The sequence below is a fragment of the Saccharothrix xinjiangensis genome, from assembly GCF_039527585.1.
Taxonomy (GTDB): Bacteria; Actinomycetota; Actinomycetes; order Mycobacteriales; family Pseudonocardiaceae; genus Actinosynnema; species Actinosynnema xinjiangensis.
Map to the genome: position 1 here is coordinate 89,153 of NZ_BAAAKE010000026.1, position 23,279 is coordinate 112,431.

25 protein-coding genes are annotated in these 23,279 nt (G+C 72.7%); 8 read left to right on the plus strand and 17 right to left on the minus strand.

Features of this window, described 5'->3' with window-relative positions; all coding sequences use genetic code 11:
* Positions 1 to 48: 48 nt before the first annotated feature.
* Positions 49 to 1,080, minus strand: coding sequence for a DUF3152 domain-containing protein (locus ABD223_RS34665; protein WP_344040959.1), 1,032 nt, complete (start codon positions 1,078 to 1,080; stop codon positions 49 to 51).
* Between the two features lie 69 nt (positions 1,081 to 1,149).
* Complete coding sequence (locus ABD223_RS34670; protein ID WP_344040960.1) at positions 1,150 to 2,133, minus strand: alpha/beta fold hydrolase; 984 nt, start codon at positions 2,131 to 2,133, stop codon at positions 1,150 to 1,152.
* Positions 2,134 to 2,273: 140 nt separating this feature from the next.
* Here ABD223_RS34670 and ABD223_RS34675 point away from each other — a divergent pair, with 140 nt between their 5' ends.
* Positions 2,274 to 2,921 (plus strand): TetR/AcrR family transcriptional regulator, encoded by a 648-nt coding sequence (locus tag ABD223_RS34675; RefSeq protein WP_344040961.1) that lies wholly within the window; start codon positions 2,274 to 2,276, stop codon positions 2,919 to 2,921.
* A gap of 124 nt (positions 2,922 to 3,045) precedes the next feature.
* Here the strand turns inward: ABD223_RS34675 and ABD223_RS34680 are convergent, their stop codons facing one another.
* Together ABD223_RS34680 and ABD223_RS34685 are read right to left on the minus strand one after the other, a co-directional pair.
* Positions 3,046 to 3,933: an alpha/beta fold hydrolase gene (locus tag ABD223_RS34680; protein WP_344040962.1), complete on the minus strand. Its 888-nt coding sequence runs from the start codon at positions 3,931 to 3,933 to the stop codon at positions 3,046 to 3,048.
* Complete coding sequence (locus ABD223_RS34685; protein ID WP_344040963.1) at positions 3,930 to 4,829, minus strand: AurF N-oxygenase family protein; 900 nt, start codon at positions 4,827 to 4,829, stop codon at positions 3,930 to 3,932. Before ABD223_RS34685 ends, ABD223_RS34680 begins: the two co-directional genes overlap by 4 nt.
* A 64-nt stretch (positions 4,830 to 4,893) precedes the next feature.
* Between ABD223_RS34685 and ABD223_RS34690 the strand changes: the two genes are divergently transcribed.
* Both ABD223_RS34690 and ABD223_RS34695 read left to right on the plus strand, forming a co-directional pair.
* Positions 4,894 to 5,628 (plus strand): TetR/AcrR family transcriptional regulator, encoded by a 735-nt coding sequence (locus ABD223_RS34690; protein ID WP_344040964.1) that lies wholly within the window; start codon positions 4,894 to 4,896, stop codon positions 5,626 to 5,628.
* Positions 5,628 to 5,975 (plus strand): DUF4873 domain-containing protein, encoded by a 348-nt coding sequence (locus tag ABD223_RS34695; RefSeq protein WP_344040965.1) that lies wholly within the window; start codon positions 5,628 to 5,630, stop codon positions 5,973 to 5,975. The genes ABD223_RS34690 and ABD223_RS34695 overlap by 1 nt, the downstream gene beginning before the upstream one ends.
* Positions 5,976 to 6,059: 84 nt before the next feature.
* Here ABD223_RS34695 and ABD223_RS34700 read toward each other — a convergent pair whose 3' ends face one another.
* Positions 6,060 to 6,287 (minus strand): DUF3107 domain-containing protein, encoded by a 228-nt coding sequence (locus ABD223_RS34700; protein ID WP_344040966.1) that lies wholly within the window; start codon positions 6,285 to 6,287, stop codon positions 6,060 to 6,062.
* 41 nt (positions 6,288 to 6,328) lie between these two features.
* On the minus strand, positions 6,329 to 7,006 hold the full coding sequence (locus tag ABD223_RS34705) for a ferritin-like fold-containing protein (protein ID WP_344040967.1): 678 nt from the start codon (positions 7,004 to 7,006) through the stop codon (positions 6,329 to 6,331).
* A gap of 299 nt (positions 7,007 to 7,305) precedes the next feature.
* Here ABD223_RS34705 and ABD223_RS34710 point away from each other — a divergent pair, with 299 nt between their 5' ends.
* The 3 genes from ABD223_RS34710 (at position 7,306) to ABD223_RS34720 (ending at position 11,865) form a co-directional block, all read left to right on the plus strand.
* A complete protein-coding gene (locus ABD223_RS34710; protein ID WP_344040968.1) occupies positions 7,306 to 8,988 on the plus strand; it encodes a DEAD/DEAH box helicase in 1,683 nt (560 codons plus the stop codon).
* A gap of 509 nt (positions 8,989 to 9,497) precedes the next feature.
* Positions 9,498 to 10,811, plus strand: coding sequence for an Rv3212 family protein (locus ABD223_RS34715; protein WP_344040969.1), 1,314 nt, complete (start codon positions 9,498 to 9,500; stop codon positions 10,809 to 10,811).
* Between the two features lie 181 nt (positions 10,812 to 10,992).
* Entirely contained in the window at positions 10,993 to 11,865 is an 873-nt protein-coding gene (locus ABD223_RS34720) for an alpha/beta fold hydrolase (protein WP_344040970.1), read from the plus strand.
* A gap of 6 nt (positions 11,866 to 11,871) precedes the next feature.
* Here the strand turns inward: ABD223_RS34720 and ABD223_RS34725 are convergent, their stop codons facing one another.
* The 5 genes from ABD223_RS34725 to ABD223_RS34745 form a co-directional block, all read right to left on the minus strand.
* The gene (locus ABD223_RS34725) at positions 11,872 to 12,174 is read right to left on the minus strand and encodes a hypothetical protein (RefSeq protein WP_344040971.1); all 303 of its coding nucleotides are present in this window, start codon (positions 12,172 to 12,174) and stop codon (positions 11,872 to 11,874) included.
* 10 nt (positions 12,175 to 12,184) lie between these two features.
* Positions 12,185 to 13,024, minus strand: coding sequence for a RecB family exonuclease (locus tag ABD223_RS34730; protein WP_344040972.1), 840 nt, complete (start codon positions 13,022 to 13,024; stop codon positions 12,185 to 12,187).
* Positions 13,025 to 13,214: 190 nt separating this feature from the next.
* Entirely contained in the window at positions 13,215 to 14,072 is an 858-nt protein-coding gene (locus ABD223_RS34735) for a PHP domain-containing protein (protein ID WP_344040973.1), read from the minus strand.
* 31 nt (positions 14,073 to 14,103) lie between these two features.
* Positions 14,104 to 14,664, minus strand: coding sequence for a PH domain-containing protein (locus ABD223_RS34740; RefSeq protein WP_344040974.1), 561 nt, complete (start codon positions 14,662 to 14,664; stop codon positions 14,104 to 14,106).
* A gap of 40 nt (positions 14,665 to 14,704) precedes the next feature.
* Positions 14,705 to 14,863: a hypothetical protein gene (locus tag ABD223_RS34745; protein WP_170185132.1), complete on the minus strand. Its 159-nt coding sequence runs from the start codon at positions 14,861 to 14,863 to the stop codon at positions 14,705 to 14,707.
* A gap of 142 nt (positions 14,864 to 15,005) precedes the next feature.
* On the opposite strand from ABD223_RS34745, the gene ABD223_RS34750 reads away from it, so the two are divergent.
* Positions 15,006 to 15,419 carry an NUDIX hydrolase gene (locus ABD223_RS34750; protein ID WP_344040975.1) on the plus strand — a complete coding sequence of 138 codons (414 nt, stop codon included), beginning with the start codon at positions 15,006 to 15,008 and terminating at the stop codon, positions 15,417 to 15,419.
* Positions 15,420 to 15,433: 14 nt separating this feature from the next.
* On the opposite strand, the gene ABD223_RS34755 is transcribed toward ABD223_RS34750, so the two are convergent.
* Both ABD223_RS34755 and ABD223_RS34760 read right to left on the minus strand, forming a co-directional pair.
* On the minus strand, positions 15,434 to 16,519 hold the full coding sequence (locus ABD223_RS34755; RefSeq protein WP_344040976.1) for a DUF2332 domain-containing protein: 1,086 nt from the start codon (positions 16,517 to 16,519) through the stop codon (positions 15,434 to 15,436).
* Between the two features lie 80 nt (positions 16,520 to 16,599).
* The gene (locus ABD223_RS34760; protein WP_344040977.1) at positions 16,600 to 17,106 is read right to left on the minus strand and encodes a MaoC family dehydratase; all 507 of its coding nucleotides are present in this window, start codon (positions 17,104 to 17,106) and stop codon (positions 16,600 to 16,602) included.
* A gap of 293 nt (positions 17,107 to 17,399) precedes the next feature.
* Between ABD223_RS34760 and corA the strand changes: the two genes are divergently transcribed.
* Entirely contained in the window at positions 17,400 to 18,482 is a 1,083-nt protein-coding gene (gene corA / locus ABD223_RS34765) for a magnesium/cobalt transporter CorA (protein ID WP_344040978.1), read from the plus strand.
* Positions 18,483 to 18,644: 162 nt separating this feature from the next.
* Here the strand turns inward: corA and ABD223_RS34770 are convergent, their stop codons facing one another.
* From ABD223_RS34770 to ABD223_RS34785, 4 genes are all read right to left on the minus strand, one after another.
* Complete coding sequence (locus ABD223_RS34770; protein WP_344040979.1) at positions 18,645 to 19,730, minus strand: DUF2332 domain-containing protein; 1,086 nt, start codon at positions 19,728 to 19,730, stop codon at positions 18,645 to 18,647.
* Between the two features lie 169 nt (positions 19,731 to 19,899).
* Positions 19,900 to 20,916 carry a hypothetical protein gene (locus ABD223_RS34775; protein WP_344040980.1) on the minus strand — a complete coding sequence of 339 codons (1,017 nt, stop codon included), beginning with the start codon at positions 20,914 to 20,916 and terminating at the stop codon, positions 19,900 to 19,902.
* Positions 20,917 to 20,956: 40 nt separating this feature from the next.
* Positions 20,957 to 21,844 carry an SDR family NAD(P)-dependent oxidoreductase gene (locus ABD223_RS34780; RefSeq protein ID WP_344040981.1) on the minus strand — a complete coding sequence of 296 codons (888 nt, stop codon included), beginning with the start codon at positions 21,842 to 21,844 and terminating at the stop codon, positions 20,957 to 20,959.
* A 251-nt stretch (positions 21,845 to 22,095) separates the two neighbouring features.
* A complete protein-coding gene (locus ABD223_RS34785; RefSeq protein ID WP_344040982.1) occupies positions 22,096 to 23,277 on the minus strand; it encodes an ABC transporter ATP-binding protein in 1,182 nt (393 codons plus the stop codon).
* Positions 23,278 to 23,279: the final 2 nt, after the last annotated feature.

Here is a 23,279-nt window from a genome sequence, read left to right on the forward strand (position 1 = left end):
ACCGGCGTCTTCCCGCGCGGGAAGTCGTCCCACGCCTCGGGAAGCCCGCTAGGGGGACACCGGGAACGGGTTGGGCGTGCACACCTTGCCGTCGGCGGGCACGGCGCCGCTGTCGCCGCCGGGCACCGAGTTGAGCTGCGCGACGTAGTCGTTGGCCACGCCGAAGGACTGCTGCATCATCACCGGCGCGGCCTTGCCGTTCTCCGCGCAGCCCACGTGCGGGTGGTCCAGCACGTGCCCGACCTCGTGGTTGATGGCGTACGTGCGGTAGGCCGTGATGTCGTTGTTGTAGACCTTGCCGCCGCGCACCCAGCGCGCCACGTTGATGATCACCCGGCCGGTCGGCTCGTGCCAGCACGAGGACTCGAACTGGATCGAGTAGCCGCAGATGGCGTGCGTGGTGCCGGTGGTGGTGAGGCTGATGGTGAAGTCGACGTCGTCGCCCTCGACGCGCTGCATCGCGGTCTGGCCGGTGCCCACCCAGCTGCGCGGGTCGGACAGGAACGAGTCGACGGTGCGCGCGAACGAGTCGCGGTCGCCGCCGTAGTCGGCGGGGTCGACGCCGTCCTCGATGGCGATGTTGTACCGGTAGAGCCTGCCCTCGCCGACCTTGTCGGTCCGGCCGGGCACGACCTGCCACGTGCCCGCGCCCTGCTCGGAGTACCTGGGCCCCTCGGGCAGCACGGCGGTCGGGAAGTTCTTCAGGTCGATGTCCGCCGGCGGCTTCTCGCTGGCCGCGGGCGTGGCGGGGGTGACGGGCGCGAGCCGGTCGGCGGTCTCGCCGCCGTCCGCCGCGGTGGTCGTCCCGGTGCCGCCCGGCGTGGCGGTGTCCAGCACGACCAGCGCGGTCAGCACCAGCAGCACCGGCACCGCGTAGATCCGCCAGCCGTAGTTCGCGACCAGGCCCTTCACCCCGCGGCGGCGCCTGCGCGGCCTGCGGCCCGCGGGTTCCCACGAGGCGGCCAGCGGCTCGGCGCCGGTGCGCCGCGCGCCCCGGCGGTAGCGGTCCTCGGACAGCGACGGCCGGTCACCCGGGGGGGACCCCCCGGCGGGCGCCGAGCCCTGCGTCGTCCGGTTCACGCCCACCAGGGTGCCACAACCGCGTTGATCGGCCCGACCCCGGTGAGCTGGGCGCTGAACCGATCCACCTCACCATTCGCCCCGGTCGGCCGCCTCCCACATGCCCAGCACGGCGCGGGCCGCGGACACCGGGCGCTCCATCTGCGCCACGTGCCCGGTGCCCGGCAGCACCAGCAGCCGCCCGCGCGGCATCAGCCTGGCGACCCGGGGCGCCTTGCGCACGCTGACCAGCCTGTCCTCCGTGCCCCAGATGACCAGCACCGGCGCGGTGACCTTCGGCGGCAGCAGCCACATCGACTTCGACCGGGGCACCAGCCAGGTGCGGATCAGCTCGATCGTGCTGCGGTTGAGCGCGTTGCCCGCCCACGCCTGCGCGGACCGCTCGGTGTACTCGTCCTCGCTCTGCCGGATGCGGTTGTCGGGCACGGCGGAGGGGTCGGCGAAGCAGAGGCGCAGCATCTGGTGGGTGCGCTCGCGCGGCGTCAGGGAGGCGAGCTGCTGCCGCACGCGCGCGCTGACGACCGGCAGGAACGCCAGCGGCAGCCGGCGGTCCGACACCCGGCGCAGGCTCAGCCGCAGGTCGGGCACTGCGGGCGAGACCAGCGTCAGCGTCCTCACCAGGTCGGGCCGGGACGCGGCCACCATGAGGGTGATCGCGCCGCCCATGGAGTTGCCGAACAGGTCCACCGGGCCGGCGTCGAGCGACTCGATGTAGCCGATGACCACCTGCGCGTGGGTGAGCATCCGGAAGTCGTAACCGTTGATCGGCTCGGAGCGGCCGAACCCGGGCAGGTCGAGGGCGTGCCCCTCCGCGTGCCCGGCCAGCTGGGCGGCCAGGTCGGTCCAGTTCGTCGACGAGCCGCCGAGGCCGTGGACGTAGACGGCCGTCCGCGTCCCTTCCCCCGGGGTGCGCCGGACGTGCACGCGGTGCCCCGCGACCTCGGCGTAGTCACCCGGCCACGGTCCGATCGTTGTGTCCAGCGGTGGTAGGGGCGCGGCGGACAGGGGTACGTGGGTGATGGCGGCTCTGCTCGCCTCCAAGGTCTCGGTCACGACCCCAGGATGCCTGCCCGGACGCCCCGTGAAACGAGGAGCTTTCCCGGATCGCTCCTACCAGCGAGTAAGGTTGCCGACGAGCCGGCGGGGGCAACCCCTCACCGGTTCCGCGATGATGTGTGTTGGCTGGAGGCACCATGACGGAGACGGCCCAGACTGCGGTCGGGCACCACGGCGGCGCCGCGGGACGGGGCGTTCGGCTCCCCCGCACGGCCCGGCGCGCCCAACTGCTGGCCGCGGCGCAGGACGTGTTCGTGTCCAACGGCTACCACGCCGCCGCGATGGACGAGATCGCCGAGCGCGCCGGCGTCAGCAAGCCGGTGCTCTACCAGCACTTCCCCGGGAAGCTGGAGCTCTACATGGCGCTCCTGGAGTCCCACGTGGACGAGCTGGTGAACCGGGTGCGCAGCGCGCTGGAGTCCACCACGGACAACAAGCAGCGGGTCAAGGCGACGGTCGGCGCGTTCTACGACTTCGTGGACGGCGAGGGCCAGGCGTTCCGGATGGTCTTCGAGTCCGACCTGCGGGGCGAGCCCGCCGTGGCGCAGGCCGTGGAGCGGGCGACGACGGACAGCGTGGACGCGATCACCGAGACCATCACCGCCGACACCGGCCTGGACGAGCACCGGGCGCGGCTGCTGGCCGTGGGCCTGGTGGGGTTGTCGCAGGTGACGGCGCGGGCGTGGCTGGCGGACGACCGCCAGGTGCCCAAGGAGGACGCGGTCTCGCTGATCTCCACCCTGGCGTGGAAGGGAATAGGCGGCGGATTCCCGCTGCATCATTGAGCCGGCTCCGCCGGCTCGGCTCGGCCGCCTGGAAGTCGGCAGGTCGCGCCTCATTTCCCGGCGATCACGCTCTTCGATCGTCGGGAAATCAGGCGCGACCTGCCGACGCGGCCTCGCGTGGTGGTCACCTCGTGCGTGGTTGCGTCTCCGGGGGTAGCAGCGCCTTGATGCGCGCCGTGACCTCGCCGGCCCGCTCCAGCGGCAGCATGTGCCCGGCGCCGGGGTGGACGACCAGTTCGGCGTGGGGCAGCTCGTCGGCGATGACCCGGGCGTGCCGCAGCGGCGTGAGGCGGTCCTCCGTGCCCGCCAGCACCACCGCCGGGACCCGCGCCAACTCGGCCAGCGCCTTGCGCCGGTCGTGCTCGTCGAGCGAGTCCCGGAACGCCACCATGGTCACCGGGTGGCACCGCCCGACCATGGTCGCCGTCATCGCGACGTGCCGCCGCGACGGCCGCTCGCCGAACAACAGCCAGCGCAGGCCCGGCCGCGCCGCGCCGGCGCGCTTGAGCAGCCGCGGCTGCCGGGACCGGGCGATCCGCCGGTTCAGCGCCCTCTCCCCCGCCTGGAACACCCGCCCGAGCGGGTCGGGCAGGCCCAGCGTCGTGCCCGCGAGTTCACCCGAAGAGGTGGCGACCAGGACCACGCCCGCGACCCGGTCGACCAGTTCGGGGTGCTGCTCGGCCAGCGCCATGATCGTCATGCCGCCCATCGAGTGCCCGACCAGCACGACCCGCCCCTCGGGCACGTGCTCCGCGATCAGCTCGGCCAGGTCGTCGGCGCACCGGGAGATGGTGGCCGAGCCCGGCGGCGCGGGCGCGGAGCGGCCGTGCCCGCGCAGGTCGTAGCGCAGCACGCGGCCGGGCAGGTCCCGCGCGACCTCGTCCCACGAGGTGTGGTCGAGGGTCCAGCCGTGCACGAGCACGGTCGTGGTCGTCGCGTCGCGCGGACCGGTGTCCACCACGTGCAGCTCGGCGCCGTCCGAGGTGGCGAAGGCCCTCACCGGCGCGCTCATCCGAGGAGGAAGGACCGGCGCCACGCGCGCGTCCCCGGCTTGCCGACGAGGCCGACCTCGTCCAGGAACTTCATGATGCGCTCGCCCGACCAGCGGATCGTCTCCTGCCAGTGCGGGTTGCCCAGGGCCGCCCGGTGCGCCTCGTCCCGGTCCAGGCCGACGGCGGCGTACACGTCCGGGTGGACCAGCGACCGGGTGACGAACATGGACGTGGTGGCGAGCAGCCACCGCTGGTACGGCAGTTCCTTGCGGGTCAGCCGCGCCACGCCGCGCACGACCTCCTCGCGGGCGAACCGCACGTGGCGCGCCTCCTCCAGCACGTGGATGCGGTTGACCATGCGCACCAGCGGCTGCACGGACTCGTCGGCCATGGTCTCGCGCTGGAGCCGGTCCAGGACCTCCTCGGCGACCAGGATCGACCCGTACAGGGCGGGGCCGTAGCCGATCACCGGCAGCAGCTTGCCCAGCTGGTAGGTGTGCGGGCGGGGCCCGTAGGGCGGGCAGCCGATGCGCTCGACCATGCGCGCGAACATCGTGGAGTGCCGGCACTCGTCGGCGACCTCGGTCAGCGCGTACTGCGCGTGCCTGCTCGTCGGGTCCGAGCGGTAGACCTCCTTGAGCAGCATCCGCATCAGCAGGATCTCGAACCACAGGCCGACGGACGCGATGCTGGCGACCTCGTGCCGGGACAGGTCGATCCGCTGCTCGGGGCTCATCCGGTCCCACAGCGCGGTGCCGTAGAGCGAGCAGCGGTGCTCCGGGGTGTACCGGAGGCCGTCGACCAGCGGCGCGGACCAGTCGATGTCGACCTCGGGGTCGTAGGACTTGTCGGCGGAGGAGTTGAGCAGCCTCTCGGCGGTTTTCTCACGGTCCGTGACCTTCAACACCCTCGTCATCGACCCCTCCCCGATCGGGTACATGTTACTTCAGGTAACGGTTACTTCTGGTAGCGTGCGTCACATGGCTCGAACTGTCAAGGGCGGCACGGACGCGCGGCGCGAGCGGTGGAAGGGCCACCGCGAGGCGCGGCGCGCCGAGTTCGTCGAGGCGACCATCCGCGCGGTCGCCCAGCACGGCCCGGACGTGGGCATGGACGAGATCGCCGCCGAGGCGGGCGTGAGCAAGCCGGTGCTCTACCGGCACTTCACCGACAAGTCCGACCTGTACCTGGCGGTCGGGCAGCGGGCCACGGAAGTGCTGATGGACCAGCTCGGCCCGGCCATCGGCCACGAGGGCCCCATCCGGGTGCGGATCAAGCGGATCGTCGACGCCTACCTGTCGGTCATCGAGGAGCACCCGAACCTGTACCGGTTCGTGGTGCGCGCGTCGTTCGCGGACCGGCCCGTCGAGCAGGACGTGGTCAGCGAGGACAAGACCATGATCGCCAACGCGCTGGCGCGGCTGCTCGGCGACTACCTGCGGGCGTTCGGCATGGACTCCGGCGGCGCCGAGCCGTGGGCGCACGCGCTGGTCGGCATGGTGCAGAACGCGGGCGACTGGTGGCTCGACCGGCAGTCGATGACGCGGGCGAGCCTGAGCGACTACCTGACCACGATCATCTGGCACGCCATCGACGGGCTGCTGCGCTCCGCCGGCGTCGAGCTCGACCCGGACGCGCCGCTGACCGCGGAGTTCTCCGCCGAGGGCGAGCCGTCCGAGCCCCGGCTGCGGCTCGTCAACGGCGAGGAGGCGTGATGGCCGCCGAGCACGGGCACGGTCACGACGAGCACGGTCACGACGAGCACGGGGAGCACGGGCACGACGAGGACGGCTACAGCGGTGAGGCCGTCCTGGTGTTCGACCGGCGGGAGGTGCCGGTCAGCGTCGAGCTGCGCGGCCACTTCCAGCCCATCGACGGCCGCTACCACTGGTACGGCCGGGTCGCGGCGAACGAGCAGGTCGCCGAGCTGGTGGAGGGCGGCGCGCGGACCGCGCTGCTGCGCACGCCCGAGGGCTCGGCGAACGGGTCGCTGACCGACCCGGACCCGTGGCGGCGCTACCGCGTCGCCGGGATCTCCACCCCGCCGTTCCGGGTCGGCTGAACGGCCCCGGCCGAGCGGGTCGCGACACGCGGAAGGGCACCCGTTCGGGTGCCCTTCCGGTCGTCTGCTGCTCGGTCGAACGGCTCAGCCGGTGACGAAACCGACCCTGCGGGAGTCGCTCGGACCGATCTCCACGTAGGCGATGCGCGCCGCGGGCACCACGAAGCGGGCGCCCTTCTGGTCGACCAGCACGAGCTGCCCGGACCCCGCCTTCAGCGCGTCCGCGACCTGCGCCTCGACCTCATCGGGGGTGAGCCCGCTGGACACCACGAGCTCCCGCGGGCTGTCCGCGATGCCGACCCTGACCTCCACGCTGACCTCCGTGCGCGCGTTGATGGCTTTCGAAGCCAACACTAGCCGAGGCCGAGCGCGGTCATGCGGCGCGTGTGGCTCTGCTGGAGGCGGCGGAACAGCGTGGCGATGCCCGCGAGGTCCCCCGAACCGCGGATGATCAGCTCCGCCAGCCCGTCCCGCTCCGCCACCACGTACTGGGCCTGCGTCAACGCCTCGCCGAGCAGCCGGCGGCCCCACAGGGTGAGCCGGTCGCGCAGCTTCGGGTCCGCCTCGCACGCGCCCCGGACTTCGCGCTCGGCGAACGCCGAGTGCCCCGTGTCGGCCAGCACGGTCAGCACCAGCTCCCGGGTCGGCGCGTCCAGCCACTCGGCCACCTCGCGGTAGAAGTCGGCCGCCAGCGCGTCGCCCACGTAGGCCTTGACCAGCGACTCCAGCCACGACCGTGGCGCGGTGGAGGCGTGGAAGGCGTCGAAGCCCGCCGCGAACGGCCGCATCGCCTCCTCCAGCGAGCGGCCCCGCTCCGCCAGGTAGCCGTCCAGCAGCGCGTAGTGCCCGATCTCGGCCGCGGCCATCCGCGACAGCGCCGCGCGCCCGGCCAGCGTGGGCGCGGTGCGGGCGTCCTCGGCCATCCGGTCGAACGCCGACAGCTCGCCGTACGCGATCGCGCCGAGCAGGTCCACGACCCCCTCGGCGAAGTCCTCGGCCGCCACCGCCCCACCCGCCTCCGCTTCGCTCATGCCGGGGAGCCTAGTCGGGCACGCCGCACCCGCGACGTCGTCGTTGTGCCCCGATCGTCCAGGTCGCCGGGTATTGTGGTTGTTCGACGCCCGGCGCGGCGCGGCCCAGCAGGGGCCCGCAGCGGTGCCTACGGCTGAACTGCGGCGGCACCGTGCCGCCTGGAGAGGGTGCGCGCACAAACCTCGCCGGCCCCTCCCGCGACTCGCCCGGCCCTCGGCGGCCCAGCGGCGGTGACGCGGTCGAGCGGCCCGTACAGGCCGTGCGCGCTGGTACGAGAGAGGCGATCACCCTGACCGCGATGAACGAAGAGACCCCCGTTGACCCCGTGACCCTGGAGCACAGCGAAGCGGGCCTCCCGGCGGACGACACCTCGCACCCGCTGGAGGCCACCGCCACGCCGGTGCTCACCGACTCGCCGACCTTCGCCGAGCTGGGCGTGCGCGAGGAGATCGTGCGCGCGCTCGCCGAGGCGGGCATCGAGCGGACGTTCGCCATCCAGGAGCTCACCCTGCCGCTCGCCCTCGCGGGCGACGACGTCATCGGCCAGGCCCGCACGGGCACCGGCAAGACGCTCGGCTTCGGCATCCCGCTGCTCCAGCGCATCACCACGCCCGGCGACGGCACGCCGCAGGCGCTGGTCGTGGTGCCGACGCGCGAGCTGTGCCTCCAGGTCACCCACGACCTGACCGACGCGGCCAAGCACCTGGGCGTGCGCGTCCTGGCCATCTACGGCGGCCGGCCGTACGAGCCGCAGATCGCGGCGCTGCGCAAGGGCGTGGACGTCGTCGTCGGCACCCCGGGCCGGCTCCTGGACCTCGCCGAGCAGCGGCACCTCGTGCTCGGCAAGGTGCGCGGGCTCGTGCTCGACGAGGCCGACGAGATGCTCGACCTGGGCTTCCTGCCCGACATCGAGCGGATCCTGCGCATGGTGCCCGACGAGCGGCAGACCATGCTGTTCTCGGCGACCATGCCGGGGCCGATCATCACGCTGGCCCGGACGTTCCTCAACCAGCCCACGCACGTGCGGGCCGAGGAGAACGACGCGGGCGCGATCCACGAGCGCACCGAGCAGTTCGTCTACCGGGCGCACGCCCTGGACAAGACCGAGCTGCTGGCCCGGATGCTCCAGGCGCGCGAACGCGGCCTGTCCATGATCTTCACCCGCACCAAGCGCACCGCGCAGAAGGTGGCGGACGACCTGGTCGAACGGGGCTTCGCCGCCGCCGCCGTCCACGGCGACCTGGGCCAGGGCGCGCGCGAGCAGGCGCTGCGGGCGTTCCGGGCGGGCAAGATCGACGTGCTGGTGGCCACCGACGTGGCGGCGCGCGGCATCGACGTGGAGGGCGTCACCCACGTCATCAACTACCAGTGCCCCGAGGACGAGAAGACCTACGTCCACCGCATCGGCCGCACGGGCCGCGCGGGGCGGACGGGCGTCGCGGTCACGCTGGTGGACTGGGACGAGGAGCCGCGCTGGAAGATGATCAGCGACACCCTCGGCCTGGGCAAGCCGGAGCCGGTGGAGACGTACTCGACGTCGGACCACCTGTTCGCCGAGCTGGACATCCCGGCGGGCTCCACCGGCCGGCTGCCGCTGGGCCTGCGCACGCGGGCGGGCCTGGACGCCGAGCCCGAGGAGAACCTGAAGTCGGACAAGAAGGCATCCCGGCGGAAGCGCCGCGGGCGCGGCGCGGGCGAGGCGGGGGGCGACGAGCCCACCCCGAAGTCGTCGTCCTCGTCGTCACCCCCGTCGGAGGGCGAGGAGGGGACCAAGCGCCCCCGCCGACGTCGCCGCAGCCGCGCCGGCGTGCCGTCCGAAGGGGCGGAGGGCACGCCGAGCGAGGTGCCCGCGGGCGCGCCGGCCGAAGCCGAGGCCCCGTCCGACGCCACGGATGGCGCAGGCGGCGCGAGCCGTCCCCGCCGCCGCAGGCGCCGCCGCACCGGCGGTGGAGAAGCGGCGGAAACCCCCTCGGCCGAGTAGGCTCACCCCTGCTCGACGAGACGTTTGACCTGGTAAGACGGCCCTTGGTTCACACCATCGGGTGATCATGGGCCGACAATGTACGGAAACGGCGTTACCGATACTCGGTTAATGGAGTGAGGAGCGCCGACCACCACAGGACCGCGGCTCACCCGGGCCGCGGTCCACCCATGAGGCCGGGGTTCTGGGACTGGGGTCCTGGAGCTGGGGTTGTGGAGCTGGGGTCCTGGAGCTCGGGCTCTCGGGCCGCAGCTCTCGGGCTGGGGCTCTCGGGCTGGGGCTGGGGCTCTCGGGCTGGGATTTTCGGGCCGCAGCTCTCGGGCCTCGGGTTCGCCACGCGGGCCGTGAGGGAGCTGCGGAGCCGCGACCCCACCCTGAGGCAGTGGCACCACCCGGGCCGTGGCCACCGGGCGGCCGGGGTCTCACATGGGCTGAGGTTCACACCGACCTCTTCCCCGTGGTGGCAGCATGTCCGCCAGACAGATCGCCGATCAACGGGGAGCCGGGCAGTGGGTCAGCCGGAGCAGGCGGAGGGGAACGGGCGGGTCGTCCTGGAGGAGGACGTCCTGGAAGAGCCCGCCGACCTCCACGACGACGCGGACGAGCCGCTACCCGCCCGCTCGTGGCGCACCAGGGGTGACTTCATCGGCGTCGCGCTGGTGACGGTGGCGGTGCTGGTCGCCGGACTGGTGGTGTGGCTGACCAGCGACGCCCGCAACACCACCAGCCAGACCGGGCCGTCGCAGATCACGCCCCTCCAGCCGGTGACCGTGCTGCCGCCCGCGCTCGCCGAGGTGTGGCGGGCGCCCAGCGGCGCGACCCCGGCGCCGGTGAACCTCGACTCGGTCGTGGTCACCGGTGACGGCGGCGAGGTGGTCGGCCGCGACGCGCTGACCGGCGACGTGCGCTGGCGCTACAGCCGCGACCTGCCGCTGTGCACCGTGTCCACCGCGTGGGGCCGGGTGTTCGCCGTGCACGGCAAGAGCACCAACTGCTCGGAGGTCACCACCCTCGACACCGCCTCCGGCAGCCGCGGCCCGCAGCGGAACGGGGACGCCGAGTTCGGCACCCGCCTGCTGAACGAGGGCTCGCACGTGCTCACCACCGGCGAGAAGTACGTCGAGGTCTACCGCCGCGACGACCTGGTGCGGTCGCTGGAGTACGGGACCCTGCGCGCCATCGTGAACCCGGGCAAGCAGCCGCGCACCAACTGCACGTACGGCTCGTTCGCGGTGGCGCCCGGCAAGGTCGCGGTGCTGGAGCGCTGCCCCCAGCAGGACCCCGGCGACCGGATCACGATCCTCAAGCCGAACCCCGAGAAGTCCGACGAACCGCAGGTCCTCAGCAGCATGGCGCTCGCGGACAAGGGCGCCCGGGTGATCGCGCTGACGTCGACGCGGGTCGCGGTGGCCACGCCCGGCAAGCTGGCGGTGTTCGACGCCGACAACGGCAGCCTGGTCGGCGAGCACCCGGTCGAGGTGACCGCGGACGAGCTGGCCGGCGACCCGCCCGGCCGGGTGGCGTCGATCTTCACCAGCACCGCGAACACCTACTGGTTCACCGGGTCGCGGACGATCGCGCTGTCGCTCAACGACCTCAACCCGCTGTGGACCGTGGACGGCACCCTCGGCGCGGGCACCACGCTGGCCGGGCACCTGCTCGTGCCGGTCGCCGACGGGCTGGACGTGATCGACCAGGTCAGCGGCCAGGAGGTCGCCTCGGTGCCGGTCGACCGGGAGGGGCACACCGGGCCCGTGGAGATGGCCACCGAGGGGCCGATCGTGCTGGAGCAGCGCGGCGACACGCTGGTCGCGCTCCGGTAGCGAGCGGCAACCGGGCGAAGACGAGAGGCGAAGGGACGAGGGCGAGGGGCAAGGGGCGAGGGCAAGGGCCCTGGCCAGGGACCCGCGGCGAGGCGTGGGCCGGGGGTCGGGCAGGAACGGCCCCCGGTCGGTGCGGAGGACCGCCACGCGTTCGCGCGCCGAGTGCGGCAGACTGCCAGACGTGCACTCGCAGTTCAGCCCGCACCGCGCGGCGCGCGTCGACCTGCCCGGCAGGCACGGCCCGATCGCGGCCCTCCGCTCCCCCGCCGCCGGGCGCGACCTCGGCGCCACGGCGCTGCTGGTCCCCGGCTACACGGGGTCCAAAGAGGATTTCGCGCCCCTGCTCGACCCGATCTCCGACGCGGGTGTCGAGGTCGTCGCGATCGACCTGCCGGGCCAGTACGAGTCGGCCGGGCCGGTCGCCGAGTCGGAGTACCGGCCCTCGGTGCTGGGCGCGGGGCTCGCCGAGCTGGTGGCGAAGCTCGCCGCGGAGGGCCGGCGCGTGCTGCTGCTGGGTCACTCGTTCGGTGGACTGGTGGCGCGTGGCGCGGTGTTGGCGGGCGCCCCGGTGTCCGGGTTGACGCTGCTCTCGTCGGGTCCGTCCGAGCTGCCGCCCGGCGCCCGGCGCGCGGCCCTCGACTACGGGGAGCTGGTGCTGCGCGAGCAGGGCCTCGAAGCGTCGCAGCAGGTCAACGAGGCCCGTCAGGCGTCGAACCCGCGCTGGCGGATGATCCCTCAGGAGCTGAAGGACTTCTACCGGGAGCGGTTCGTGCGCTCGTCCCCGGCGGGTCTGCTGGGCATGGGCGAGGCGCTGCGCTCCGAGCCGGACCTGGTCGCGAAGCTGGCCCGCACCATGCGCACGGCGGGCATCCCGGGCCTGGTGGCGTGCGGCGAGCTGGACGACGCGTGGTCGGCGTCCGCGCAGCGGGACATGGCCGAGCGCCTCGACGCGGACTTCGCGGTGCTGTCCGGCGTGATGCACTCGCCGAACACGGAGGCGCCGGACGCGCTGCTGGGCACGCTGCTGCCGACGTGGCGGGCGTGGCTCAGCTGAGGGGTTTCACGCCCACCAGTAGAACCACATCGTCAGGGCCGTGAGCACCACCACGACCAGGCCGCACAGGGTGACGGCCCGTCCCGTCCGGCGATCGGCGAGGACCTGCGCCACCGCCGCCGCGACGGCCGCCGCGGCGTGGCCCGCGACCACGTCGAGCCCCGGTCCGGGCAGGTCTCGGGTTCCCGCGTAGACCTGCACGCCGATCAGGGCCAGCGCCAGCAGCACCAGTCCGACGGCGAGCGTCCCGCTGACACCGCGCCACACCTTCGCCACTCGCGGTTCGGGCCTGCTGTCGACCATCGTCACGAGGCCAACTCTACGGCGCGAGCAGTTCCCACGGTTCGAGCGCCGGCGATGCCTGCTGCCCCTCGGGGCAGGAGCGCCGGAAGTCGCACCACGTGCACTGCCTGCCGGTGCGGGGCGGGAACAGCACGTCCCGGTCTCCGCCCGCGGCGAGGGTGTCGGAGGCGAGGCTCAGCTCGTCGGCCGCCTCCTCGGCGCGCGTCACGTGCCGCCCCAGGCTCTCCTCGGTGTGCTCCCACACGGCGACCGACCTGGTGGGCAGGTGGTGCAGCTCGACCCGGTGGCACGGCCGGCGCAGGGTGCGCCGCGCGGCCAGCGCGTACAGGGCGAGCGCCTGGGAGCCGCGCGCGTCGTCCACGGTCAGCGCGTGCCGCCCGGTCTTGTAGTCCACGATCACCAGTTCGCCGTCGCGCAGGTCGATGCGGTCGACCCGCCCCTCGGCGACGATCCTGGACGTGGGGGTGGACACCCAGCGCTCGATGCCGACCGGTTCGATCGAGGTGTCGAGGCCCTCCACGTAGTCGCGCACCCAGCCGACCGCCCGGTCCCGGTAGGTGGCGGCCTGCTCGGCGTCGCGGAACCCGTCGTCCTTCCACTGCCGGTGCAGCAGGGCGACGGCCTGCTCGGGCGTGCGGCGGTCGGCGGGCAGGTCGAACAGCGCCTTGAGGGCGTTGTGGACGACCGCGCCGAGCGTGTTGTGCGCCCACGCGCCGCCGCGCGGCGGCGACGGCCGGTCCAGGTAGGCCATGCGGAAGCGACGCGGGCAGTCGGCCCACGTGGACAGCTTCGCCGGGGTCACCTTCACCAGCTTCTTCGGGACGGCGCCGAAGTCGAACCCCAACTGCTCAGGCACCGGACAACTGTATTGGATTGCTGTGTTGGATTGCGCCGCCTCCGGCGTCGCGGGCGAGACCGCGGCGGGGGTCGGCCCGGGGGTGGGACCAGAGCCAGGCCGAGGCGGGAGCCCGGGGTCCGCCGACAGGGCTGGGCCGCGCGGGGAGCCCGGGGCCGGCCGGCCAAGGCCGGGTCGAGGCGGGAGCGGGTCAGCCGACCAGGATCTTGCAGCCCGTGGCTCGGTCGGCCAGGGCGTCCAGCACGTCCGGCGACGTGGTCTCGGCTCCCAGGCGCACCGTCTTGTTCGTGCCGTGGTAGTCGCTGGAGCCGGTGGTCAGCAGGTCAAGGTCGCGGGCCAGGGTGCGGAGCCTCGCCCTGGTCTCCCGGTCGTGGTCGGGGTGGTCCACCTCCACGCCGGCCAGTCCCAGGTCCGCCAGGTCGGCCACGACCCGGTCGCTCACGATCGGTCCGCGCGAGAGGGCGAAGGGGTGCGCGAGCACCGTCACCCCGCCGGCCTCGGTGATCATCTGGATGGCCCGCGCGACGGGCGTGTCCGTCCGGGGCACGTAGTACCGCCCGCCGGTCAGGTACTTGGCGAACGCCTCGTCCACGGTGGTCACCACGCCGGCCCGGATGAGCGCCATCGCCAGGTGCGGGCGGCCCGCGGGGGCGTCGGCGGGCATGGCGGCCATCATCTCGTCCGGGTCGATGGGGAAGCCGTCGGCGACCATGCGCTCGGCCATCCGCCGCAGCCGCTGCCGCCGTTCGAGGCGCAGCCTGAGCTGCTCCTCGACCAGGGCGGGCGAGGTGTGGTCGTACAGGTAGGCCAGCAGGTGCACGGTGATCGTCCGGCCGAAGCCGTCGTCGGAGGCGCAGGACAGCTCCGCGCCGCGCACGAGCTTCAGGCCCGGTGGCAGCGCGTTGGCGGCCTCCGCCCAGCCGGCGGCGGTGTCGTGGTCGGTCAGCGCGATCGCGCCCAGGCCCGTGGCCGCCGCGGCGGCCACGAGCGCGGCGGGCGTGTCGGTGCCGTCGGACTCGGTCGAGTGCGCGTGCAGGTCGATTCGCACCCACCCAGTCTGGACTACGGCCGCGCGCGGCCTACGGCACCATCTTCTTGCCGCGTGCCGCGCGCTGCGCCTTGATCATCGAGAAGCGCTCCGCCTGGGCCTTCTTGTCGCCGAAGGTCAGCTCGGAGATCGCGTCGTAGACCTCCTCGGGGTTGGGCAGGTACTCGATCCGGTTGAGGGCCTGGATCTGACCCGCCGACTCCACGACGAGGGTGCCGAAGCCGAACATGCGCCCGACGAACGTGCGCTCGTAGGTGAGGTCGGTCACCTTGCTGATCGGCATCATGGCCACCTTGGTCTCGAAGACCCCCGAGGAGATCATGAACCTCTTGTCGGTGACGACGATCCGCTCCACCCACCACTCCATGACGAAGTAGGCCAGCCTGAGCAGCACGAACAGGGACGCGTACCAGAGGATGTTCTGGACGAGCCCGGCGTTCTCCGGCAGCAGGTAGGAGATGATCATGGCGCCCGCGAGCAGCGCCCCTGCTTCCAGGAGGTCCCAGAGCAGGCTGCTCCAGTGCCTGCGTACCCGGATGACCCGCCGCTCCGTCGGCAGCAGGTACTCGTCGGGGTCCCGTGGTGCGAACATGCCTAGACCTCTCGCCGGGGGGAGGGAGGAGCCGGGCGACTCAGAACAATTGTTTCACGAAGGTGATGAGCGCCTCAGCGGCTTCCCGGAGGGTGCCCAGGATGTTCTGCACCAGCTGAGCCGCTTGCTGCGGCTCCGCGATGAGGAAGAACAGGACCAAGCCGACCCCGGCGAAGGTGAGAATCTTCTTCAGATTCACGGTGATCAACCCCGTTCGCTACCGCACCCGTTTGGCGCCAGTGAAAACCGTTGTACCGCACTCGGCGGCGAGTCGGGAGATTTGTACCGCACTCGGGGCAGCCTCCTGCACCGCCAACCCGGTGTGACTACGCTTCGTGATCGTGACGGCCATCAGTGAGCCTCGGATCCGCTGCGTTGGCGCGATCGCGTATGACACCAACGGGCGATTGCTGCTCGTGCGTCGCCGCAATCCCCCAGGTGAGGGACTGTGGTCACTCCCCGGAGGGCGCGTCGAACCGGGTGAAACGGATGAGACCGCACTTATGCGGGAAGTCCGCGAGGAGACGGGACTCTCCGTGACCGTCGGGGCGTTGATCGGCACGGTCCTCCGACCTGCCCCGCAGGGCGCCTACGAGATCCACGACTACGCCTGCCAGGTGCGATCGGGGTCGTTGATGGCGGGTGACGACGCCTCCGACGCCCGGTGGGCCGACGCTGCGATCTTGGCCACACTCCCACTCGTCGAGATGCTCCACGCCACCCTCGCGGCGTGGGGGCGGCTCCCCCGCCGCTGATCGACTTCGCCCGATCAGGGGAGCCAGATCAGCCGTTGGCCGTGCAGGGCGGTGCGCGCCAGCGCGCGGGCGGAGCGGGGCGACCCGCCCTCGAAGTGGACCAGCCCCAGCACGCCGAACGCCGCCTCGTCCGGGCCCGCCCGCAGGTCGTCCCGCCCCGGCAGGACGTGCGCCAGACCCGCCGCGTAGCTCTCGTGGCAGACCCACCACACCGGCCTGCCCAGCCCGGCCAGCGCCGCGACGAACTCCTCGCCCGGCAGGTACGGCAGCGTGTTGCTGGTCATCACGACCAGCGGCAGCGCTTCGGGAACCCGCGCGGCCGCCTCGGCCAGGTCGGCCACCCCGTCACCGGTCACGAACTCCGGCGGCGACTTGCGCTGCGCGGCCGCCGCCACGCCGAACAGCCTCAGGCGCTCCGGCTGATCGGCCCACACGCACGCCTCCAACCAGGCGTAGGTGTCCTCGTCGGTCAGGTCCGCGGGCGCCCGGTCGAGGCCGACGCGCGCGCCCACCTTGATCGACTTGGGGATCTTCGGCAGCTCCGCGCCGGGCGCGAGCTCCAGCGCGCAGTGCAGCCCGACGGGCGCCTTCGCCGGCCCGGCCGCGAGCTGGCCGGCCTGCTGGGTCTGGTAGCGGTAGGCGTACCGGTCGAGGTTGAGCAGCAGGCCGGCCGAGCAGCCGACCTCCAGCAGCCCGACCGGCCCCTTGACCCGCGCCAGCGCCGGGTAGAGCAGGGCGGCGCGGCGCACCTCGTTGGTCTGCGTGGTGCGCCGCGAGACCAGGTCCCGCACGCGGTCGGCGCGGTCCAGCACGAACTCCCGGAACAGCGGCCACGTGCCCTCGTCCGGGCCGCACGTGCCGCCCAGCGAGGGGTAGTAGTCGGACAGCCGGTGGAACGGCTCGGCCTGGAGCAGCCGGTGGACCGCCGCGAGCAGCAGCGTCGGGTGCGCGAACCGCTCCGGCGCGGCCGTCAGCAGGCCGGCGACCCCGTCGTCCTCGGCCGCGCGGGCGGCCAGGTGCTCGTAGAGCGGCGAGACGCCGTGCGCCTCGCGCCGGGCGAACGCGCCCAGCGACTCGCGGACGCGGTCCAGAGAGGTCACATCGCTCCTTTTGCCCGGTTCACCCGACACCTGCCCGATCGTCCACCCCGACCGCCCGGCCCGCCCACCGGACGCGCCGGTCAGCCCGCCGCGGGTTCGGGCCTGCCCGGCTGCTCGCCGCCGCGCGCCTCGCCGTAGGAGCGCTTGGGCACCATCACCTTGCGGCGGAACACGCACACGACCGTGCCGTCCTGCTTGTACCCGCGCGTCTCCACGTGCACGACGCCCCGGTCGTCCTTCGACTTCGACGGGGTCTTGCCCAGCACCTCGGTCTCACCGTAGATGGTGTCGCCGTGGAAGGTCGGCTTGACGTGCTTGAGCGACTCGACCTCCAGGTTGGCGATGGCCTTGCCCGAGACGTCCGGCACCGACATGCCCAGCAGCAGCGAGTAGACGTAGTTGCCCACCACGACGTTCTTGCCGAAGTCGGTGGTCTCCGCCGCGTAGTGCGCGTCCAGGTGCAGGGGGTGGTGGTTCATGGTCAACAGGCAGAACAGGTGGTCGTCGTACTCCGTGACCGTCTTGCCCGGCCAGTGCTTGTAGACCGCGCCGACCTCGAACTCCTCGTAGTATCGCCCGAACTGCACTACCGCCTCCGTTGGCTGTCGTGGGTCCGCGTGCGGTGGAGCACCACACCCGACCGGGACGACAGTGTGAGCACCGGGGGAGTACCCTCGGCAACTGGTCTGTGAGCGACTCCACCGCCGCGGCCGCCGACCCGAGGAGGTGAGGACTACCGATGAGTAATGACCCCCATCCTGCGAGTACCTCGCGCGTCCTCATCGGGGAGCCGGCTTCCCACAGCTAGCACCAGCGGTACCGGTCGGGGACGTGCCGTCGTCGTTCGTCGATGTCGACGCCTGCTTCCCGGAGGTTCCTCGTGCCCAGCCTGCCCTCGCTCGGCGGCCTGAGAGGCCGCATGCCCGACCGCGACCGCCCGGCCACGCCCATCCCGGTGCCCTTGTCCGCCTACGTCGTGGACTGCGGCGTGTACGTCGACGGGGCCCGCCTGCCCGGCCGCTGGACGCACGCCGCCGCGGTCGAGGAGGTGCGCGGGCGCGGCGAGGGCTTCGTCTGGATCGGCCTGCACGAGCCGGACGCCGAGCAGATCGAGGGCGTCGCGGACACCTTCGGCCTGCACGAGCTGGCCGTCGAGGACGCCGTGCACGCCCACCAGCGGCCCAAGCTGGAGCGCTACGACGACACGCTGTTCATGGTGCTCAAGACGGTCCGCTACATCCAGAACTCCTCGCCCGACACCGCCAACGAGATCGTCGAGAGCGGCGAGATCATGGTGTTCCTGGGCCGCGACTTCGTGGTGACGGTCCGGCACGGCAACCACTCCGGCCTGGCCGCGGTGCGCCGCGAGCTGGAGGCCGAGCCCGAGCGGATGAAGGTCGGCCCCGCCGCGGTGCTGTACTCGATCGCCGACCACGTGGTCGACAACTACCTGGACGTGACCGACCACATCGAGGACGACATCGACTCGATGGAGGCGCTGGTCTTCCAGCCGCGCAGCCGGGTCAGCGCCGACCAGATCTACCTGATGAAGCGCGAGGTGCTGGAGCTGCGCCGCGCCGTGATGCCGCTGGCCGTGCCGCTGCGCAGGCTCGCCGAGGGCTACACGCCGCTGATCCCCGAGCAGGTGCGCTCCTACTTCCGCGACGTCGACGACCACCTCACCCAGGTGTCCGAGCGCGTGTCGAACTTCGACGAGCTGCTGACCACGCTGGTCAACGCCGTGCTGGCGAAGATCACGCTCCAGCAGAACATGGACATGCGCAAGCTCGCCTCCTGGGTGGCGATCATCTCCGTGCCGACCATGGTGGTCGGCGTGTACGGCATGAACTTCGAGCACATGCCGGAGCTGGAGTGGAAGTACGGCTACCCCGTGGTGATCTCGGTGATCCTGGTGGTCTGCCTGACGCTGTACCGAATATTCCGTCGCAACGAGTGGCTGTGACCCCCACCCCTCCTCCCGCGACAGGACACCACGCCATGACCAGGATGCTCACCAACCTCCGCTTCTGGGTGCTCACCTTCCTGCTGGGCTGGCTCACCACGGTGACCGTGCTCATCGCCAACGGCGGCTGAGCGGCGCCGGCCGGGGCCCTCGACCCGCGGGCTAGTCCCAGGGCTGGGTGTCCCAGGTGAAGGGGGTGCCGTGCCCCGCGCCCCAACCCAGCCGCAGCGACACGCCCGCCGGCCACAGCTTGAGCAGCAGCTGGAACCGGTACGGGTCCGGCCCGTGGGTGCGCCTGGGCTCGTAGACCAGCAGCGCGAGCGGCGCCATCGGCGTGGCCCGCGCCGCCGCGTCGGCCAGCACCGCCCGGCCCATCGCGCGGTCGGCGGGCGAGGTGTACTGCCACACCACCGAGTGCCACACGACGGTCAGCACGTCCCGCTCCGGGCGGACCAGCTGCTCGGACAGCCACTCCGGGCCCGCGGCGCGCTGCACCGGCACCGGGTCGAGCTGGGCCAGGTCCAGCGCCGCCCGCAGCCGCTCGAAGCGCGCCACCTGGTCCGCCCACACGAACGACTGGAGGTGCAGCCGGCCGTCCTCGGTGGTCACGTCCACCGGGTCGGGGTCGCAGCCGGCCCGCCGCACCAGGCGCAGGTTGTGCGCCACGTCCACGGGCGGGCGGCCGGTCCAGCGCGGGTCGAGGGTGAACGGGCTGCCCGGGTCGCCCAGCTTCACCCCGTCGACCGGGTAGGCGACGCGGTGCGGCCGCAGGTTCAGCCCGCCGGACGCGCCGACCTCCAGCAGCCGCACCGGGAAGCCGGCGCGGCGGCCCGCGGCGTCGGCGGCCAGGCGGGTGGCGGTCTGGAGGCCGCCGAACAGGGGCGCGCTGCGGCCCGGCTCGTTGGTCTGCACGGCCGTCGTGGACACCAGGACGCGCAGCTCGTCGGCGTGCTCGTGCAGCACGGGCAGGGCATCGCCCCACAGCGCGTCCAGGTCCGGCTCACCGCCCGCGGTCGGGTAGTGCGCGGCCAGCGCCGGGGCGCGGCCCTCCAGCACCAGCCGGTGCAGCGCGCCCGCGAACCGCAGGCCCGGCACGGTGCCCGGGCGGTCGCACTCGGCGCCCGCCATCACGCGCGCGACCACGCCGCCGCGCGCCAGGTCCTCGGCGGCCGCGATCAGCAGGGCCTGGGTCAGGGGGCTGCGGCCGGCACAACCGCGGGCGGCGTCGAGGAACAGCTCGGCGAGCACCTCTGTGACGCTAGCTCGCCTTTCCTTGCGCGGCAGGGGTAGCGCGCCGCTTTTCACCCTTTTACCGACGAGGTGTCACCCGCGCCGTCGCGCACGGGCTCGACGGGCGGCGACTTCCCGCGCGCCCGTCGCGGACGGGTGTCGTCGCGGCGGGGGCCCGCGGCGCCGGCTAGCGCTGACCCTCCAGCCGGGGCAGCGGGCGGGCCTGGTCCATCACGCGGTCGGTGTAGCTGTCGAGCAGGCGCGTGGCGATCTGCTGGCCGTAGCCGAGGACGACCGCCCACACCAGCAGCGCCGCCTGGGACGCCACGCCGATCAGGCCGGTGGTCACGCCCGCGCCGAGCGCCAGGACGCCGACCACGGCCAGCGCGGCGCCCAGCAGCACCTTGATCAGGGCCTGGTAGCCGACCATCACGTAGGGCGAGAGGCTGGGCCGGCGGCGCAGCAGCAGCACCACCGCGGACAGCACCGCCCCGAACGCGCCGAGCACCTGGATCAGCCACACGTCCGAGGCGCCCGCGCCCCGGCCCGACGGGCACACCGTGGGCAGCTTCTCCGAGCTGACGCACATCGGGATCATGCGCGGGTCGACGAAGCCCAGCACGCCGAGCAGGGTGTTGACCGCGAACAGCACCACGGACGTGGCGATCAGCTTGTTCCGCAGCGCCCTCGACCCGGCGTGGGCGAAGTCGGAGGCGTCGAACGCGGCCCGCAGCGCGTCGACCACGATCTCCCGCTCCACGGCCAGGGGGAACTCGCCGGGCCGCAGCCCTTCCAGGGCCCGGCGGCGGTGGTCGTCCTCGGGCAGGTTCTCCGCGACCCGGGCCTTGAGGCCGGGCAGGCGGCCCAGGAACCCGTTGCCCGCGGCCACGGCCGCGATCTCGGCCTCGTGCAGGGAGCGCCAGGCGCGCTCGATGTGCCAGCCGGACCACCACGAGGCCACCGACCGCCAGCGCGGCTCCCCGCGGTTGATCATGTCGTCGACGACGGCGGCCTCCCGCTCGGCCACCTCGCGCCACCCCTGGCCCTCCTGGTCGAGCGGGTCGGGCGGGCCGAGGGCGACGAGGTCGGCGCGGACGCGGTCCAGCCGCGACCCGACCACCAGCCGCCAGTCCGTGACCCTGGGTTTCAGCGTGCCCACGACCACCATGGGACAGCGGAACGCCCCGGTTCCGCGATCAGCCATCGGGGTGATCGCGGAACCGGGGCGCGCGGGCCGGGCCGGGTCAGGCCGTCCGGCTCGGCTCCACCAGCTCGCGCAGGCGCGGCGGCATGCGCTTCTCCAGGCCGAACGGCTCCAGGTGCGCCTGGAGCACGTCGTCGAACGCGCGCTTCACCGAGGTGGTGTCCCAGGTGTCGCTCTCGAAGATCGGCTGCTTGAAGTAGGGCTGGCCGATCAGGTGGAGCTGGCGGCCGTTGCAGCGGACGACCTGCCCGGTGATGCCGTCGGCCGCGTCGCTGAGCAGGAACAGCACGAGCGGGGCGACCTTGCCCGGGGTGCGGTCGGCCGGGATGGCGCGCAGGGACCGCTCGGACTTCCACACCATCCGCGTGTGGGCGACCGGGCACACCGCGTTGACCCGGATGCCCTCCCCCTCCAGGTCGAGCGCCCAGGACAGGCTCAGCGAGGCGACCGCGCCCTTGGACGCGGAGTAGGCGGCCAGTTTCCGCTGCCCGAAGAACGCGCCGGAGGAAATGTTGACGATCGAGCCGCCGCCCTGTTCGCGCATGGCCTTCATCGCGGCCATACCAGTGAATATGACTCCCAGGACATTCACCTCGACGAGTCGGCGGATCGAATCCGGGTCGTCTTCCCACGGCAGGGTCTCGTAGTTCAGCCCCGCGTTGTTCACCAGTCCGTCCACGCGCCCGAACTCGGCCTGGCACAGGCCCACGATCTTCTCGGCCCCGTCCGGGTCCGCCACGTCGTGGCCGCTCGCCACGGCCCGCGCGCCGTGCTGCCGGATCCGCGCCGCCACCTCCCCGGCCAGGTCGGCGTCCACGTCGTTGACCACGACCGACGCGCCTGCCTGCGCCGCGTGCATCGCGTACGCCTCGCCGAGGCCCCGTCCCGCTCCGGTGATCACCACTGCTTTGCCGTCAAGAATCCCCATCTCGCGCTCTTCTCCCTGCTCGGCGGACTCCCCTGCCCCGACGCCGTTCGGCCGAGGTCGTCCCCGCCTTCGACCAGGGTTGGGGAGCGGCCCGAGGAGCAGCGCCCCCGAAGCGGCGAGATGCGCTTTTGATGCGCTGAATGGCCCATGGAGTTCGTCCCGGCCGATGGTCCCGACTAATCAGTAACTGCGCGTGATGCCCACGGAAAGGGGCCGCCCCGATCGGGGCGGCCCCTGCCGGAAAAGCGCGTTCAGCCCGCGTAGGTGAGGTTCTTGCCGTTGCCCGGGTCGAAGAGCTGCACCTTGTCGGCGTCGAACCAGATCTCGGCCTGCTCACCCACCGTGACCGCCGAGGAGGCGGACAACCGGGTCACCATCGACACGCCGTCGCCGGGCACGTCGGCCGTGCCCGCGTCGGCGGCCAGCTCCGCCAGCTCGTCCGACGTCGCCTGGTCACCCGTGAGGCTGAAGTAGGCGTACTTGTCCGAGCCCATCGACTCCAGCACGTCGACGTTGCTGGTGAACACGGCCCCGGACGAGCGAAGGTGGTCCTCCACCAACCGGGCGTCCTCGAAGTGCTCGGGCCGCAGGCCCATGATCACCTCGCGGGGCGCGTCCCGGCCCTCCAGCAGCGCGCGCACCCGGTCGGTGAGCGGCACGTCGCCCAGCGGGGACCGGAGCACGCCCTCCTCCAGGGACGCCGGCACGAAGTTCATCGCGGGCGAGCCGATGAACCCGGCCACGAACAGGTTGGCCGGCTGCTCGTAGAGGAACTGCGGCGAGCCGACCTGCTGCACCAGGCCGCCGCGCATGACCACGACCCGGTCGCCGAGGGTCATCGCCTCGGTCTGGTCGTGGGTGACGTAGACGGTGGTGGTGCCCAGCTGCCGCTGGAGCCGTGACACGGACGTGCGCATCTGCACGCGCAGCTTGGCGTCCAGGTTGGACAGCGGCTCGTCCATCAGGAACGCCTTGGGGCTGCGCACGATCGCCCGCCCCATGGCCACGCGCTGCCGCTGGCCGCCGGACAGGTTCGACGGCTTGCGGTCCAGGTGCGCGGTCAGGTCCAGGACCTCCGCGGCCTCCTTGACCTTCTTCTCCACGGTGGCGTCGTCGACCTTCGCCAGCCGCAGCGGGAAGGCCATGTTCTCCTTCACCGTCATGTGCGGGTACAGCGCGTAGGACTGGAACACCATCGCGATGTCGCGGTCCTTGGGCGCCCGCTCGTTGACCCGCTCGCCGCCGATGCGCAGCTCGCCGGAGGTGATGTCCTCCAGGCCCGCGATCATGTTGAGGGTCGTGGACTTCCCGCAGCCGGACGGGCCCACCAGGATGACGAACTCGCCGTCGGCGATCTCCAGGTCCACGTCCCGCACGGCCACGGCGCCGTCGGGGTACTGCTTGGTCACCTTGTCCAGGACGATTTCGGCCATTG

Coding starts and splice junctions, on each gene's coding strand:
- ABD223_RS34675 (WP_344040961.1), top strand. CDS start 2,274: ATGACGGAGACGGCCCAGACTGCGGTCGGGCACCACGGCGGCGCCGCG.
- ABD223_RS34680 (WP_344040962.1), bottom strand. CDS start 3,933: ATGAGCGCGCCGGTGAGGGCCTTCGCCACCTCGGACGGCGCCGAGCTG.
- ABD223_RS34685 (WP_344040963.1), bottom strand. CDS start 4,829: ATGACGAGGGTGTTGAAGGTCACGGACCGTGAGAAAACCGCCGAGAGG.
- ABD223_RS34690 (WP_344040964.1), top strand. CDS start 4,894: ATGGCTCGAACTGTCAAGGGCGGCACGGACGCGCGGCGCGAGCGGTGG.
- ABD223_RS34695 (WP_344040965.1), top strand. CDS start 5,628: ATGGCCGCCGAGCACGGGCACGGTCACGACGAGCACGGTCACGACGAG.
- ABD223_RS34705 (WP_344040967.1), bottom strand. CDS start 7,006: ATGAGCGAAGCGGAGGCGGGTGGGGCGGTGGCGGCCGAGGACTTCGCC.
- ABD223_RS34710 (WP_344040968.1), top strand. CDS start 7,306: ATGAACGAAGAGACCCCCGTTGACCCCGTGACCCTGGAGCACAGCGAA.
- ABD223_RS34740 (WP_344040974.1), bottom strand. CDS start 14,664: ATGTTCGCACCACGGGACCCCGACGAGTACCTGCTGCCGACGGAGCGG.
- ABD223_RS34775 (WP_344040980.1), bottom strand. CDS start 20,916: ATGGCTGATCGCGGAACCGGGGCGTTCCGCTGTCCCATGGTGGTCGTG.
- ABD223_RS34780 (WP_344040981.1), bottom strand. CDS start 21,844: ATGGGGATTCTTGACGGCAAAGCAGTGGTGATCACCGGAGCGGGACGG.
- ABD223_RS34785 (WP_344040982.1), bottom strand. CDS start 23,277: ATGGCCGAAATCGTCCTGGACAAGGTGACCAAGCAGTACCCCGACGGC.